The following is a 15,140-nucleotide window of genomic DNA, read 5'->3' as shown; positions in this document are numbered from 1 at the left end:
GGGCCTTGCCATGTCCACCGCTTCGAGCCTTGCCCATGTCCTGCCGGCCAGTGCGCCCCAGGCCTTGTACGAATTCACCGACTCGCCCCTGCTGCTGCGCCAGCAACAGCAGGAGTCCAACGCCCGCAGTTATCCACGGCGTATTCCGCTGGCGCTCAAGCGCGCCCGGGGCATCCATGTCGAGGACGTCGAAGGCCGCCAGTTCATCGACTGCCTGGCCGGCGCCGGCACCTTGGCCCTGGGCCACAACCACCCGGTGGTGATCGAGGCGATCCAGCGTGTGCTGAGCGACGAGCTGCCGCTGCACACCCTCGACCTCACCACACCGGTCAAGGACCGCTTCGTCCAGGACCTGTTCGGCCTGTTGCCCGAAGGCCTGCGCCGCGAAGCGAAGATCCAGTTCTGCGGTCCTACCGGCACCGACGCGGTGGAGGCTGCGCTGAAGCTGGTGCGCATCGCCACGGGCCGCAGCACCGTGCTGGCCTTCCAGGGTGCCTACCATGGCATGTCGCAAGGCGCCTTGAGCCTGATGGGCAGCCTGGGCCCGAAAAAAGCCCTGGGCGCGCTGCTCAATAACAACGTGCAGTTCCTGCCGTACCCCTACGACTACCGCTGCCCGTTCGGCCTGGGCGGCGAGGCCGGCGTGCGCGCCAACCTGCATTACCTGGACACCCTGTTCAGCGACCCGGAGGCCGGCGTGCAACTGCCCGCGGCGGTAATCGTCGAGGTGGTGCAGGGCGAGGGCGGCATGATCCCGGCCGATGTCGAATGGCTGCGGGGCTTGCGCCGCATCACCGCGCAGCATGGCGTGGCGCTGATCGTCGACGAGATCCAGAGCGGTTTCGCCCGCACCGGCAAGATGTTCGCCTTCGAGCATGCCGGCATCGTGCCCGACGTGGTGACCCTGTCCAAGGCCATCGGCGGCAGCCTGCCGCTGGCGGTGGTGGTGTACCGCGAGTGGCTCGACCAGTGGAGCCCGGGCGCCCATGCCGGCACCTTCCGCGGCAATCAGATGGCCATGGCGGCAGGGTCCGCAGTGATGAACTACCTAGTCGAGCACGACCTCGCCGCCCATGCCGAAGCCATGGGCCAGCGCCTCTGCGGCCACCTGCGCCAGTTGCAGCGCGACTGCCCGCAGCTGGGCGACATCCGCGGTCGCGGTCTGATGCTCGGTGTGGAACTGGTCGACCCGCAGGGCACACCCGACGCCCAGGGTCATCCGCCGGTGTGCCGCACGCTGGCGCCGAAGGTGCAACGCGAATGCCTGCGCCGCGGCCTGATCGTCGAACTGGGCGGGCGCCATGGCGCGGTGGTGCGCTTCCTGCCGCCGCTGATCATCACCGCCGAGCAAGTCGACGAAGTGGCCGAGCGCTTCGCCCAGGCGGTGCACGCCGCGCTGGCGGTTTGAAACTTTTTGACGAGGCCAGCCGCCAGGCCGGCCTCATCGTGCTACAGGCTCGGCCCGCAGCCGATCAGGCTGGCGTGGCCTGTCAATCCAGTACCCGCCCGGCACGCCAGTAGCCCATCAAGCTCAGGCACCCACGGTCCAAGCCCCGTTCTTTGATCAGAAAGCGCCGAATGTCCATCACCGTGGCCGACTCCCCGGCCACCCACGCGTGGAAAACGCCACTGTTGGCGCTGCCTCGTTCCCAGAGAATCTCGCGATCGACGTCGAGGTCCTCCAGCTCGCCTTCGCCAACGTCCTGCGTCGAGGGCAACCAGGCCTGCTCGCGCACCGCCTGGCGCATGGCCTCGCCCTGGGCGCACGCCAGGGTATCGCGTGCCAGCCAGTGCAACCGCGCGTTGGCCGGCAGTCGCAGTGGCAGGCAATCCTCGGCCAACGGTACTTCGAGGAAGGCTTCGATCCGGGCCGAGCTGGTTCGATCGGCCAACTGTTCGAGAATGCCCGCAATGGCCGGCAGTGCGGTTTCGTCGCCCACCAGCAGCAGATGTCGTACGCCCTGCGGCGGCTTCCATTCGTAACCGCCCGGATCGCCGACGAAGGCCAGGTTCGGTGCGATCATCTGCAGGCAGTCGCCGGGGCGGGCCTGGGTCGCCCAGGCCGAGGCCGGACCGTTGACGCCATGCAGGACGAAATCCACTGCCACCTCCAGGGCACCGCGATCCAGCGAACGGAGGGTGTAGGTGCGCATCGGCGGTTGCTGCACAGACGGCAGCCGGCGCCGGGCTTCGTTCCAGTGCAGGCTCGGGTCGAGGGTCGGCAGCGAACCGTCGGCGGCGGGAAACAGCAGCTTGACCCGTTGATCGGGCGCAAGGGTGTTCATCTGCGCGACGTCGGCGCCGGTGAACACCAGGCGTAGCAGGGAAGGGCTGAGGGCGATGCGGCGCTTGAGGGTCAGGTCGAAGGCGCGATAGGCGCTGGGCGGCTGCGCGGGTGCCGTGGACATGGCAGAGCTCCTGTGGGGCGAAGGTAGGTGGGCGCACGGCCGACGTGCCTGTGCATTCGGCATACGCCGCAACCTGCCCTCGGGCCGGTCGTGCGGCGTATGGCCGTTGCCGGGACGAAGGCCTACGCGGCCTGGCGCTGCGCCTACAACGTGTTCAGCCAGTCGGCGATTTGGCTGTAGAGGGCGTCGATCCGCCCGGTGATGCCGGACATGCGCAGGAAGTCGTGGGTCAGGCCGTGCTCGGTCAGGAGGGTCACCGGCGTGCCGCTGGCCCGCAGATGTTCGGCATAGGCCAGCCCCTCGTCGTACAGCGGGTCGTACTCGGCCAGGCTCAGGTAGGCCGGTGCCAGCGCCGGCAGGGCTTGGGCCAGCAGCGGCGAGGCGCGCCAGTCACGGCGCAGTTCGGGGTGGGGAAAGTAGTGTTGGTAGAACCATTCCAGGGTGTCGCTTTCCAGCAGGTAACCCTCGCCGAAGCGCGCATGCGAAGGACGGGTCCGTGAGGCATCCGTCACCGGGTAGAACAGCAGCTGCGCCCGTGGTGCGAAGCCTGCCGCCAACTCGCCTTGCGCTGCGGCGATGGCCAGCACCGTGGCCAGGGTGGCGCCGGCGCTGTCGCCGGCCACGATCAAGCGGTCGCTGTCCACGGCCAGCGTCGGCGCATGCCGAACCAGCCACGCGGCGCTGTCTTCGGCATCCTGCGCAGCCACCGGAAACACGTGTTCGGGCGCCAGGCGATAGGCGGGCGCCAGCACGGCGTGGCCGCATACGGCGGCCAGGCGTCGGCAGATCGAGTCATGCGAGTCGAGGCTGCCCACCACATACCCGCCACCGTGGAAGTACAGCACGCACGGCAGCGCTTGCGGGCTGCCGGCCGGCCGATACAGGCGGGCTTCAAGGCGTGCGCCGTCGCGAGTGTCGATCCGCTGTTGGCTGACCTCCACGGCGGCCGGTGGCGCAGGGTCGAGCACTTGCGAACTCGACTCGAAGCTCGCCCGCGCCTCTGCCACGCCCAGTTCGTGCAGCGGCCTGTGCTTGCCGCTCAGGCGGCCCAGTTCGGCGAGTTCGAGAAAACCTTCCAGGTCGGGGTCCAGCGGCATTGCGGTGTCCTCTTTGCAATCGGTTAGCCGGTCCGGGGCCAGCGCGGCTCGGCAGAAAAAACGTCGGTCAGGCCAGGGTCGGTTCACGCAGCACTTGCCCGGCCTGCAGGCGGACCACATGGTCGGCGACGTCGAAGTAGCGGTCGTCGTGGGAAATCACGATCAGGGTCTTGCCCAGGCGTTTGAGCTCGGGCAACAGCTCGGTGTAGAAGATGCGGCGGAAGGCCGGGTCCTGGTCGGCGGCCCATTCGTCGAACACCAGCACCGGGCGCTGGTCCAGCCAGGCGTTGACCAGGGCCAGGCGCTTGCGCTGGCCGGTCGACAGGTCGGTGGTGGTGAAGGCGCCGTCGCGCACGCTGACCTTGTGCGCGATCTCCAGGCGTTCCAGGTAGCGCGTGGCATCCTGCGGCACGCGTTGGTCGGGCTGCATCAGGTCGTCGAACAGGAAGTAGTCGGCGAAGATGGTGGTGAACAGCTGGCGGTAGTCGTCCAGCCCGGCCGCCTCGACCGGCGCGCCGTTGACCAGCACCTGGCCCTTGCTCGGCACGTACAGGCCCAGCAGCAGCTTGATCAGCGAGGTCTTGCCCGAACCGTTGTCGCCGACGATGAAGACGATCTCGCCTGCGGCGATGTCCAGGTTCACCGGCCCCACGCGGAACGCGGCGCTGCCCTCGACCGTCGGGTAGGCGTACTCCACGCCGCGCAGTTCCAGACGTTCCAGGGTCACGGCCGGCGGCTGGACGTCGTCGAGCAGCAGGTGCGGCTCGGGCGAGGAAAAGCGCTCGGACAGGTCGGCGATGCGGCGGAAGGCGATCTGCGCGCGGCTGACGATGGGCAGGTTGCCGATCAGGTTTTCCAGCGGGCCTTTCATGTACAGCAGCACCAGCACGAAGCCGCTGATCACCGCCGGGTCGCCGCTCGGCCACAGCGACTGCATCGCCAGGGCCAGGCCGATGACCACGAAGAACAGCATCGAACCCAGGCTCTTGGCGATGACGAAGATGTTGATCGAGCGGATGTGGGTGTCGCAGATATGGTCGGCGGTGCCCTGGATGTTGCGGGTGAACATGGCATGCCGGCGCGGGCGATGGATGCGCAGTTCCTTGGCGCCCTCGGCGATGGCCGAATAGTGTTTCTGCAAATGGTCTTCGGCGTCGCGGGCTTGGTTGAAGCCGCGCTCGCCTTTGTTGCGCGCCACGAACTGGATGGCCGAGCCGATGCCGATGGCCACCACGGTCATGGCGAAGATCGGCAGCGACAGCGTGGCCAGGTAGGCCAGGCAGCCCAGCACCACGGTGCACGACACCGCCAGGGGGGCGAAGGAGAAAGCGAAGTCGCTGATGGTGTCGACGTCATGGGTCAGGACCGGGATCAGCCGATGGGTACGGTAGCGCTCGATCTGCTCGATGGGCGCGGCCAGGACTTTGGCGCCCAGCTCCTTGCGCAGGCGCGCGATGACCTTCTGCCCCACCAGGTTGGTGCCGATGTCGGCAGCGATGCCGCTGAGCAGGGCCACCAGGCACAGGCCGGCGAACGCCAGAATCACGCCGCTGCTCAGGCCTTGGGCGTTGTGCAGGCCGCGGTTGACCGTGGCCAGCAGCGCCGTGATGCTCAGGCCGCCGAGGATGCCCAGCACGATGGAACCTGCCACGATCCAGCGGTAGGGCCGCAGCAGGGTCATCAGTTCGTGGAAGGCGCTGCGCGATGGTGCGGACATGGAACTACCTCGGTCGCAAGCTGGCGGTTGCCAGGGGCGGGTGGGGGCCGGGCGGCCTGGTAGTAGATGAACGTTTGATCCGCAGGTGGATTTAGCGGCATGCGCGCCGTACGGACCGTCGCCCGGGCGGCGCCGGCCGCTGCCTGCGCGGCTTTGCGAAGGTTCCAGGCGCGACAGCACCCGCTGTATCGACACCTGCGGCCCACTCCGTTCGGATCGACGCCAGTGTGGCCTGCGGCACTGCCCGTGCAGGGCGTCGACGCGGCCCGCTGCGACCGCTCAGGACGGCACAGCGGCCAACTTCACGCCCAAGGCCCTGGACCGCTCAACCTCAAGCCAGCGCACGCTCCAGTTCGACCATCAAGCGGTCGATCTGCGCTTCGTCGTTGAGCAGCCCCGGCGAGGTGCGGATCACCGGCCCCACGTCGCGGCTGACCGCATCGATGTTGACCTTGCGCGCGATCAGCGCCGCCGCCACCTGGTCGCACTCGCGGCCCTTGACCGTGAAGAAGGTGAAGCCCGAGGACAGCGCCGGGCTGCGCGGCGTGACCAAGCGCACCCGCCCATCGGCTGCCAGGCGCTCGCGCAGGTAGCCGTTGAGCTGGTGGATGCGCGCCTGCACGTCGGCCTTGCCCAGTTGCAGGTGCAGCTTGAAGGCTTCGTCCAGGGCCCAGCGGTGTTCGAAGGCGTGGTAGCCGCCCGGGGTCATGCGCGTGGCGAAGTTCTGGTCTTCGGAGAAGGTCGGAATCAGCGGCGTGAGGTTTTCCAATACCTCGCTGCGCGCGCAGACGATGCCCGTGCCGCGCGGGCCGAACATCCACTTGTGGGTGCCGGCGATGAAGAAGTCGCAGTTCATCCGGGCGAAACTCAGATCTTCCACGCCGAAGCCATGCACGCCGTCGATGACGTAGAGGATGCGCTGGTCCTCGGCGCGGCCACGGTTATGCCGGGCCACCAGTTCGCCAATCTCCACCACCGGCAGCTTCACGCCGCTGCTCGAATGCACCCAGGTCATGCCCAGCACGCGGGTGTTGGGGCGAATGGCGCGGTCGATGTTGGCGAGGATCTCTTCCTGGGTGACCTGCGCCGGGTCTTCGAACAGGCGGATCTTGCGCACCTGGGTGCCCTCGCGTTCGCTGCGGAAGGCCAGGCTGTAGTAGGTGGAGTAGTGCTCGTGCGCGGTGGTGAGGATTTCCTGGTCGGGGCGCACATGGATGCCACCGTAGACCATTGCCAGGCCCTCGGTAGTGCTGCCGGTGAGGGCGATCTGTCCGGGCCTGGCGCCCAGGTAGCGGCCGGCCCACTCGCGCACCTGGGCTTCGTGCCGCCAGGTTTCCTCGCGGTCCCAGTCCATGGCCAGGCTCGGGTTGCGGTCCAGCCAGGCGCGGTGGCGCTCGATGGCCTCGCGCACAGGCTTGGGATGGGCGGTGAGCAGGAAGTTGGCGAAGTGCAGGTAGTCGGGGTCGAGGGTGAACAGGCTTTGCAGATGGCGCCACTTGTCGGGGTTGTGCACCTGCGCCGGCGGCGTCTGTGCTTGCGCGGCACAGGCCGCCAGGCCGCTGCCCAGGGGTAACGCCATGGCCAGCACGCTGGCCTGTTTGAGGAAGGTACGGCGGTCGGTCATGGCGTCGTTCACGGCTGCGAGGGCGAAGTGGGTTGAGCGGCACGCTGCACCTGCGCCCAGGTGCGCAGGAAATTGCCGCCCCAGAGCTTGGCGATGTCCGCTTCGGAGTAGCCGCGCTGGATCAGCTCGGCGGTGACGTTGCGCGATTCGCCGACATCGTTCCAGCCTTCGATGCCGCCGCCTTCGTTGAAGTCCGAAGCGATGCCGACGTGGTCGATGCCGATCTTGCGCACCGCGTAGTCGATGGCATCGCCGAATTCCTTGAGCGTGGCCTTGGGCTCTTCGTCGAGAATCGCGTATAGCTGGCTGGCGTAGCTGCCCAATTGCTGCTCGCTCCAGGCAGCGATCACCGGGTCGCCCGGCATCAGCGCCATGGCCTGGTTGGGCAGCGGCGGCAGACCGAAGTCGTGGCGCAGGGCGTTGAGCTTGTCCTGGGTCTTGGCCGTCAGCGGCTTGAGGTAGGCGGAGAACGCCACGATCTGCACCACGCCGCCGCTGTCGCGGATCAGGCGCATTTCCTTGTCGCTGAGGTTGCGCGGAATGTCGACGAAGGCCCGCGGCACCGAGTGCGAGGCCACGATCGGCGCACGGCTGAGCGCCGCGACCTGCTCCAGCGCCGGGGTGGACATGTGCGACACGTCGATGATCACGCCCAGCGCGTTGAGCCGCCGCACGGCCTGCTTGCCCAGGTCCGACAGACCGCCCAGGGCGTCGGGCGAGTCGTTGAGAAACGGCAGCGGGCGCGAGGAGTCGGACCAGTCGTTGTTACCGATGTAGTTGAAGCCGAACATGCGCATCCCGCGCGCGGCCCACGTGTCGAGCAGGCCGAGGTCGTGGCCCAGCGGGTAGGCGTTGAGCATGCTGATGAAAATGGCGAACTTGCCCTCGCCGTGCAGGCGCCGCAGATCGTCGGGGGTATAGGCGATGCCGACCTGGTTGGGAAAGTCGCGCACCATGCCGGTGATGGCCTTGTAACGCACTTCCTGCTGGTTGCGCGCTTCCTCTACGAAGCCGGCGGTAGGGCGGTGCGGGGCGTTGGGGCCGTTCCAGATTTCCGGCCAGCCGAAAATGGTCAGCGCCGCGCCCGACAGTCGGCCCTTGGCCGCCTTGGCCAGGTCGAACTGGCCGAAACCGTCCTTGTCGGCTTCGTTGCCCTGCACGCCGAAACTCATCGGCAAGGTGATGTGGCTGTCGAACGAGACGATGCGCGCTTGCAGGTCGTTGGCCTGCTCGACCACCTGATGCGGGTAGGCCGCGCCCGGGTCGAACCAACGCCAGGCGAAGTAGCCGCCCGCGCCGAGCAGCACGGCCAGGGGCAGGCCGAGGTAGAGGGTCTTCTTCCAGCGTGGTCGTGTCATTGCTGTCTCGCTGCGGGTGGCGAATGCCGGGCTTGGGCTACCAGGGAGGGACGAGGGGTCGGCAGGGAAATTTAGTCCGGCGCCGGGGCGCCCGATCGCTAAATTTGCCTGTGCCGCATACGTTCTTGCTGGGATGACGCACGCTTGAAGGCGGGAACACAGGTGGCTGGATGACGATTTCTCGACGAGGGTTCATGGCCGTGGCCGCATGGGTGGGCGCAGCGGTACCCGCCGGTTACTACGGCCATCGCGAACTGACCCGCCCCGACGAGCCGCCGGAGACCCCGGGCGAGGCCACGGTAGACCTCACCGACGTCGCCGGGCAGCAGTTGGCCAATCGCCTGCGCGGCATCTGGCGCCTGCGCCTGTACGGCACCGAGGCCGGTCTGCCGGGCCTGCCCGAACAGGACCTGGAGCTGTTCCTCGACATCGCCGCCCGCGGACGTGGCCTACGCGGTTGCCTGGACGGCGCCGAGCGCCTGCGCAGCGCCGCGAACCCGCGCTATCACGTGATCGGCGATCTACGCCAGGACGATGGCGGCCGCTTGTATTGGCGCCTGGTGCCCGAAGGGCAGTCCGCGCCACGCTATGAGATGACCGTGTTGGTCGACGAAGTCTGGGCCGCCTTCGGCAACGCCGGCAGCGACACCTTCACCGGCCAGTTGCTCGACCTGACCCGCCCCCTGGCCCTGCCCGAGCAGGACAACCGCTTCGTCGCCACCAAGCAGCGCTTCCCCGAAGCACGCCAGCGCATCACCCTGGCCGCGCCTCTGCTGAACTGGCTGATCGCGCCCGAGCACCGGCTGTTCCACCAGCTGTGGCATGCCAGCCGCGACAAATGGCACAAACTGCCCGAGCAGCGCCGCGAAAGCCTGCGCGGCCTGGGCTGGCAGCCCGGCCCGCGCGAACGCGAACGCGATGCCCGCGGCCGGCACAAGGACCGCAACGGCTCGGGCGTGGACTTCTTCTTCATGCACCGCAACATGCTGGCCCACGCGCGCGCCTTGCAGCCGCTGCCGTCGTGGACGCACTTTCCGCTGCCGCAACCGGCGCTGGAGCGCGATCGCCAGGGCTTCGCCGCCTACTTCGACAACCTCGACGGCTGTTCGGTACCGCCCACCTGGGTGGCAGAGGACGACGAAGAATTCAGCGAATGGGTGAGCGGCATCAAGCGCGAAGAGACCTTCCAGGCCAACTTCGCGCTGTGGGAGTCGCAATACCGCGACCCGCGCTACCTGGCCAAGTTGACCCTGGGCCAGTTCGGCTCGGAAATGGAGCTGGGCCTGCACGACTGGCTGCACATGCGCTGGGCGGCGGTGCCACGTGACCCGTCCAACGGCGTGCCAGTGCCCTACGGCCGTACCCAGGACGACTTCGCACCGCGCTGGTTCGCGGCCGAAAACGACTTTCTCGGCGATCCGTTCTCTTCCCATGTGCACCCGGTGTTCTGGCGCTTCCATGGCTGGATCGACGACCGCATCGAAGACTGGTACGCCGCCCACGAACGTTTCCATCCGGGCGAAGTGCGCAGGCTCGAGGTCAATGGCGTGCCCTGGTTCGCGCCCGGCCGCTGGGTCGAAGTCGACGACCCCTGGCTCGGCCCCGACACCCACGGTTGCAGCACCGTCCCCGGCGTGCGGCCGGGCAAATCGGTGGAGATGGACGTCGAGACCATGAAGCTGGCTTTGCGCATCATCTTCGCCGACGAAGAGCAGGGCATCGACGGGCTGCTCGAGCGCGTGCCGAAAAGGCCGTGGTATGCGCGGCACCTGTCGGTGGCGGGAATGGATTTCTGACGCTTCGCGCCAGGCCCGCCGGGGGCGTAGTGCTGCTCACTCAAGTACTTGATGCCTGTGGAATGCCTCGAAAACTTGCAGGAGCGGCCGGTCCCCGGCAAATACCGACGACAGGCCATTTTTTGCCTCAATGTGCATCTTCCTGACGCTGCGTGACTTGCCAACCGCCGCCCAAAGCCTTGTACAGCGCCACACTGCCTTGCAGCCGCTCCAGGCGCAGGCGCGCCTGCTGGTCCTGGGCGGCGAACAGCGTGCGTTGGGTCTCCAGCACCACCAACAGGGTTTCCGCACCGGCGCGGTAGCGCTGCTGGGCGAGGTCGAAGGCCAGTTGCGCCTGTTGCACCTCCTGGTCCTGCCACTGCTGCTGGCGCTCGACCCCGGCCACGGCGTTCAGGGCCTTTTCCACGTCGCCGAAGGCGGCCACGATCCGCGCCCGGTAGTCTTCCAGCAGTTCGGCCTGGCGCGCCTGGGCGACGTCGCGCCCAGCGCGCAGGCGGCCGTTGTCGAAGATCGGCGCGGCCAGCCCGGCGGTCAGGGTATAGAACGGGCTCTGCAAGAGATCGGCGGCGGTGCGGGCGCCGCTGCCCAGGTCGATGCCCAGCTGCAAGGCCGGCAGCATCGCCGCGCGCGCCACCTGCACATCGGCGCTGGCGGCGGCCAGGCGCGCTTCGGCAGCGGCGATGTCCGGGCGACGCGCCAGCAGTTCGCTGGGCATGCCGCCTGCGAGCGGCGGCCAAGTCAGCGCCGTGATGCGCTCGTCGTGATCGGGCAGTGCCTGCACCGGCTCGCCGAGCAGGGTGGCCAGGGTGACGCGGTTGTCCTGGCGCTGCTGTTCGAGCAACTGCACCTGGCGCCGTTGCGCCGCCAGCAGGCCCGACTGTTGCGCCTGTTCCAGCCGGCTGGCTGCGCCGGCCTGCTGACGACTCTGCACCACGCGCAGCACGTCGGTGGCATTGTCCAGGTTGAGGCGGGCGATGCGCGCCTGTTCGGCCAGGGTCAGGTCGCGCAAGTAAGCGTCGGCGACCGCGCCGACCAAGGTCAGCTCGACGGTCTGACGATCGAAGCGGTTGGCCTCCAGGGCGCGTAGGGCGCTGTCGCGCTTGCCGCGCACGCCGCCCCAGAAATCCACCTCGTAACGGGTGCTGAGTACCGCGTCGAAACTGCTGCTGGTGCGGTAGTCCTCGCTGACGTCGAGGCCGTCATAGCCTGGCCCGTGCAACAGATGCTGACGGTTGGCGTCCAGCGCCAGTCGCACCTCGGGCAGCAGGGGCGCGCCGGCGATCACGGCATTGGCCTGGGCCTGGCGCACCCGCGCGGTGGCTGCGGCCAGATCATGGCTGTTGCGTCGGGCGCGTTCCACCAGGCGGTCCAGCGTAGGGCTGGCGAAGGCTCGCCACCATTGCCGGTCGGGCCAGGCCTGGCGCGCATCGGGCGCCGCGCTTTGCCAGCCCGCCGGTGCCTGGATGCCAGCCTCGGGCGTAGGTGGCGTGGTGCAGGCGGCGAGGCACAGGCTCAAGGTCAACAGGCTGATACGGCTGGGCAGGGTCATGGTCTCTTCGCTGATCGGGGCTGTTGGCGGGTCGAAACGGTGTCAAGGGTCGAGGCTACGTCGTGGGCCGCAACGGTACGGCGCATCGGGGCTGAGACTTGGGCCGGAACGCTACGGCGCGTCGAGGCTGCGACTTGGGTCGCAGCGGTGGAGTGCGTCGAAGCGCTGCGCAGCGTGCTCAATCGCTGTTCAAAGCTTTGACCGGGTCCAGGCGCGCAGCCTGGCGCGCTGGCATGAAGCCGAACACCACGCCGGTGACCACTGCGCAGGCAAAGGCGCCGAGGATGGCGGACAGGGCGAAGGCCACGGCGACATCGGCCAGCACCAGCCCGGCCCCGATCAGCAGCGCCAGCGCGATGCCGCTCAAACCGCCGACCATCGACAGCATCACCGCTTCGCTGAGGAACTGGCGCAGGATGTCGCGCTGGCGCGCGCCGGTGGCCATGCGGATGCCGATCTCGCGGGTGCGCTCGCGCACGGTCATGAGCATGATGTTCATGACCCCGATGCCACCCACCAGCAACGAAATCGCGGCAATGGCGCCGAGCATCAGCGACAGGCTGTTCTGTGTGCGGGCTTCGGCCTGGATCAGAGCGGCGTTGTTGGTCAGCTCGTAGTCGCGCTTGCCCTGATGGCGCTGACGCAACAGATGGTCGATGGCGCTTTCGCTGTCGGCCACCCGCGCCGAATCGGCGGCGGCGATGATCACGTATTCCGGGTCGGGCTTGGCGAACAGGCGAATGGCCGCAGCGGAGTAGGGCACCACGATGCGCTCGTCGCTGTCCTGATCGCCGGAGCTCGCGCCCTTGCCGGCCAGGATGCCGACCACCTGAAACGGCACGTTGCCCAGCAGCAGGTACTGGCCGATCGGGTCGCTGGCGGGCGGCAGCAGCTTGTCGCGCACTTTCTGGCCGATCACCGCCACGGCGGCGCCGGCGCGTTCGTCGGCCTCGCTGAAGAAGGCGCCTTGCACCACCGGCCAGTTGAGGATCTGCGGGAACTGCGTGTTGTTGCCGCCTACGTAGAAACGTTGGTTGTTGTTGCCATGGCGCACGTCCAGCTCGCCGCCGATCACCGGCATGACGCGCTGCACCTGGGGCAACTGGCCGATGGCCTCGACATCGTCGAGGGTGACGATGCCGGCCGCTTCGCGCAGGGTCGCGTGCTTGCCATTGAGGTAGAGGATGTTCGAGCCGAAGGCGGCCATCTGCGCCATCACCTGGCGCTTGCTGCCTTCGCCGATGGCCAGCATCACCACCACCGACGCCACGCCGATGACGATGCCGAGCAGGGTCAGCGCCGTGCGGAAGCGGTTGATCCACATCACCCGCCAGGCCGCGCGCAGCGATTCGAGCAGTTCGCCCTTCCACGCGCCACGTTGGGTCGCGCCGCGGTCCAGGCGTTGGCGCAGGTCGTCGGCCTGCAGGTGTTCGGTCGCCGCAGGGGGCTCCCCGGGTGCGGCGGGTTTACGGCCCGAAACGCCGACCACTTGGCCGTCACGCACCTCGACTACGCCCTGCGCGCGCGCCGCAGGGGTCTCGCCGGGCATGGCGGGCACCCGGCCCGAATCGCTGACCATCTGGCCGTCGCGCACCTCGATGATGCGCTGCGCACGCGCCGCCACTTCCCGGTCGTGGGTGATGAGGACGATCACGTGGCCCTGGCTGGCCAGCTCGTCGAGCAGGGCCATCACCTGCGCGCCACTGTGGCTGTCGAGCGCGCCGGTCGGTTCGTCGGCGAGGATGATGTGGCCACCGTTCATCAGCGCGCGGGCGATCGACACCCGTTGCTGCTGGCCGCCCGACAATTGGTGCGGCCGGTTGCCAGTACGGCTGGCCAAGCCCAGACGTTCCAACAACGCGGCGGCGCGGGCATGCCGTGCGTCGGCGGCCAGACCGGCATAGATCGCCGGCATCTCGACGTTTTCCTGGGCCGAGCCGGAGGGGATCAGGTGGTAGCCCTGGAACACGAAACCGAAGGCTTCGCGGCGCAGCCAGGCCAGCTCGTCGACGTTCAGCTCGGCCACGTCCTTGCCGGCGAAGCGGTAGCTGCCCGAGGTAGGGCGGTCGAGACAGCCGAGCACGTTCATCAGGGTCGACTTGCCCGAGCCGGAACTGCCGACGATGGCGACGAATTCGCCGGGGTGGATGCTCAGGCTGACGCCGCGCAATACCTCGACCTCGGGGGCGTCGACCCCGCCATAGACCTTGCGGATGTCGCGCAGCTCGATCAGGGGCAGGCTCATTCAACCCCCACTGGCGGTGCTGCCGATCACCAGCCGCTCGCCCTCGCGCAGGCCGTCGAGCACCTGGGTGCGCAGCCGGTCGCTCAGGCCCACGCGCACCTCGCGCCGCTCCAGCGTGCCGTCGTCGCGCAGCACCTGGGCCAGGCGCAAGTGCTCGTCGTCGGTGCTGTCCAGTGCCGCAGACGGCGCGGTCAACACCTGCCGGGCCTGGCCGGCGACGAAGAACACCTGGGTGGTCATCTCGGCCATCAACGCGCCGTCGGGGTTGTCGACGTCGAGCAGCACGGTGTACTGCACCACTTGGCTGCCGGTGGTGCCGGAGCCGATGCTGGCCGGGCTGCCACCGCCCTGGCTGGTCTGTTCGAGCGGGCGCGGCGGGATCGGCAGGATCTGCCGCACGCTGCTGGTCCAACGGCGCTTGCCGCCGGCCAGGGTGGTGAAGTAGGCGCTCATGCCGGCCTTGACCTGGCCGATGTCGGCTTCGGACACCTGCGCCCACACGGTCATCGGCGACAGCCGGGCGATGCGCAGGATCAGCGGGGTCTGCTGCTGGGCGTTGAGGGTCTGGCCCAGGCGCGCGTCGAGGGCGACCACGGTGCCGTCCATGGGCGCGTAGATGCGCGTGTAGCCGAGCTCGGCCTGGTCGCTGCGCAGGCTGGCTTCGGCCTGACGGATCTGCGCCTGGAACTTGTCGATCCGCGCCTGGGTGACCTTGAGCTGGGCCTGGGCCGCTTGCACGTCTTCGGCGCGAGTGGCGCCGGTGCGGGCCAGCTCCTGCTGGCGCCGGTACTGTTGCTGCGCCAATTGGAACTGGGCGCGCTGTTCGGCCAGCTCGGCCTTGAGGTTGTCGATGGAGAAACGCCCCGCATCGACCCGCGCCTGTTGCGTGGACGGGTCGAGTTCGACCAGCAGTTGCCCCTTGTGCACCACGTCGCCGACTTCCACCGCCAGGGTGCGGATCTGCCCCGACGCCTGGGCGCCGACGTCCACGTAGCGCCGTGGCTGCAAGGTGCCGAGCGCGGTCACGCTGCTTTCGATGTCGCCACGGGTCACCGCCACGGTGCTGGGCACCGGCTGGCCCAGCGGCAGCTTGGCCCAGGCGGCCAGGCAGGCCAGGGCCAACAGGCCGGTGGCGGCCAGCAGCAGCGTACGACGTGGGGTGGAGGAGCGTTTCATGGGGGCTTCCAACCGAGGGCCGAAGACGCGCGCCGCAGGGCGGCGTGCGCAAGTCCCCCATTGAACGAAGTGATGGCGGTCGGATTTAGCGGAGGCAGGAGGGAAGGGGCCGTAGTCGATCAGGCGGCGTGGCGTCCCGCTGATGCAGGGTTCGGGATCACTGCATCGAT

Annotated in this window: 10 protein-coding genes; 2 read left to right on the top strand and 8 right to left on the bottom strand. The window is 68.5% G+C overall.

The genetic code is table 11. The features are described from left to right. Positions 1 to 10: 10 nt before the first annotated feature. Complete coding sequence (locus AA0Z93_RS00400) at positions 11 to 1,408, top strand: aspartate aminotransferase family protein (RefSeq protein ID WP_413046829.1); 1,398 nt, start codon at positions 11 to 13, stop codon at positions 1,406 to 1,408. Positions 1,409 to 1,490: 82 nt separating this feature from the next. Here the strand turns inward: AA0Z93_RS00400 and AA0Z93_RS00395 are convergent, their stop codons facing one another. The 5 genes from AA0Z93_RS00395 to pvdM all read right to left on the bottom strand — a co-directional run bounded on the left by AA0Z93_RS00395 (position 1,491) and on the right by pvdM (position 8,204). Then, the gene (locus AA0Z93_RS00395; protein ID WP_413046830.1) at positions 1,491 to 2,408 is read right to left on the bottom strand and encodes a siderophore-interacting protein; all 918 of its coding nucleotides are present in this window, start codon (positions 2,406 to 2,408) and stop codon (positions 1,491 to 1,493) included. 143 nt (positions 2,409 to 2,551) lie between these two features. Next, positions 2,552 to 3,505, bottom strand: coding sequence for an alpha/beta hydrolase fold domain-containing protein (locus AA0Z93_RS00390; RefSeq protein ID WP_413046831.1), 954 nt, complete (start codon positions 3,503 to 3,505; stop codon positions 2,552 to 2,554). 67 nt (positions 3,506 to 3,572) lie between these two features. Then, positions 3,573 to 5,222, bottom strand: a complete 1,650-nt coding sequence (locus AA0Z93_RS00385) for a cyclic peptide export ABC transporter (RefSeq protein WP_413046832.1) — start codon at positions 5,220 to 5,222, stop codon at positions 3,573 to 3,575. 331 nt (positions 5,223 to 5,553) lie between these two features. After that, positions 5,554 to 6,846: an aminotransferase class V-fold PLP-dependent enzyme gene (locus AA0Z93_RS00380; protein WP_413046833.1), complete on the bottom strand. Its 1,293-nt coding sequence runs from the start codon at positions 6,844 to 6,846 to the stop codon at positions 5,554 to 5,556. Positions 6,847 to 6,854: 8 nt separating this feature from the next. After that, positions 6,855 to 8,204 carry a pyoverdine-tailoring dipeptidase-like protein PvdM gene (pvdM, locus tag AA0Z93_RS00375; protein ID WP_413046834.1) on the bottom strand — a complete coding sequence of 450 codons (1,350 nt, stop codon included), beginning with the start codon at positions 8,202 to 8,204 and terminating at the stop codon, positions 6,855 to 6,857. A 170-nt stretch (positions 8,205 to 8,374) separates the two neighbouring features. On the opposite strand from pvdM, the gene AA0Z93_RS00370 reads away from it, so the two are divergent. Beyond that, positions 8,375 to 10,000: a PvdJ/PvdD/PvdP-like protein gene (locus AA0Z93_RS00370; RefSeq protein ID WP_413046835.1), complete on the top strand. Its 1,626-nt coding sequence runs from the start codon at positions 8,375 to 8,377 to the stop codon at positions 9,998 to 10,000. 127 nt (positions 10,001 to 10,127) lie between these two features. On the opposite strand, the gene AA0Z93_RS00365 is transcribed toward AA0Z93_RS00370, so the two are convergent. From AA0Z93_RS00365 to AA0Z93_RS00355, 3 genes are all read right to left on the bottom strand, one after another. After that, complete coding sequence (locus tag AA0Z93_RS00365) at positions 10,128 to 11,549, bottom strand: efflux transporter outer membrane subunit (RefSeq protein WP_413046836.1); 1,422 nt, start codon at positions 11,547 to 11,549, stop codon at positions 10,128 to 10,130. A 178-nt stretch (positions 11,550 to 11,727) separates the two neighbouring features. Beyond that, the gene (locus AA0Z93_RS00360) at positions 11,728 to 13,794 is read right to left on the bottom strand and encodes a MacB family efflux pump subunit (protein WP_413046837.1); all 2,067 of its coding nucleotides are present in this window, start codon (positions 13,792 to 13,794) and stop codon (positions 11,728 to 11,730) included. After that, positions 13,795 to 14,970 (bottom strand): efflux RND transporter periplasmic adaptor subunit, encoded by a 1,176-nt coding sequence (locus AA0Z93_RS00355; protein WP_413046838.1) that lies wholly within the window; start codon positions 14,968 to 14,970, stop codon positions 13,795 to 13,797. Between the last annotated feature and the right edge of the window lie 170 nt (positions 14,971 to 15,140).

This window comes from Pseudomonas phoenicis, from assembly GCF_047302395.1.
Lineage (GTDB): Bacteria > Pseudomonadota > Gammaproteobacteria > Pseudomonadales > Pseudomonadaceae > Aquipseudomonas.
The sequence above is the reverse complement of the archived record's forward strand: the minus strand, read 5'-3'. Positions and strand labels throughout refer to the sequence as shown.

Coding starts and splice junctions, on each gene's coding strand:
- AA0Z93_RS00400 (WP_413046829.1), top strand. CDS start 11: ATGTCCACCGCTTCGAGCCTTGCCCATGTCCTGCCGGCCAGTGCGCCC.
- AA0Z93_RS00395 (WP_413046830.1), bottom strand. CDS start 2,408: ATGTCCACGGCACCCGCGCAGCCGCCCAGCGCCTATCGCGCCTTCGAC.
- AA0Z93_RS00390 (WP_413046831.1), bottom strand. CDS start 3,505: ATGCCGCTGGACCCCGACCTGGAAGGTTTTCTCGAACTCGCCGAACTG.
- AA0Z93_RS00385 (WP_413046832.1), bottom strand. CDS start 5,222: ATGTCCGCACCATCGCGCAGCGCCTTCCACGAACTGATGACCCTGCTG.
- AA0Z93_RS00380 (WP_413046833.1), bottom strand. CDS start 6,846: ATGACCGACCGCCGTACCTTCCTCAAACAGGCCAGCGTGCTGGCCATG.
- pvdM (WP_413046834.1), bottom strand. CDS start 8,204: ATGACACGACCACGCTGGAAGAAGACCCTCTACCTCGGCCTGCCCCTG.
- AA0Z93_RS00370 (WP_413046835.1), top strand. CDS start 8,375: ATGACGATTTCTCGACGAGGGTTCATGGCCGTGGCCGCATGGGTGGGC.
- AA0Z93_RS00365 (WP_413046836.1), bottom strand. CDS start 11,549: ATGACCCTGCCCAGCCGTATCAGCCTGTTGACCTTGAGCCTGTGCCTC.
- AA0Z93_RS00360 (WP_413046837.1), bottom strand. CDS start 13,794: ATGAGCCTGCCCCTGATCGAGCTGCGCGACATCCGCAAGGTCTATGGC.
- AA0Z93_RS00355 (WP_413046838.1), bottom strand. CDS start 14,970: ATGAAACGCTCCTCCACCCCACGTCGTACGCTGCTGCTGGCCGCCACC.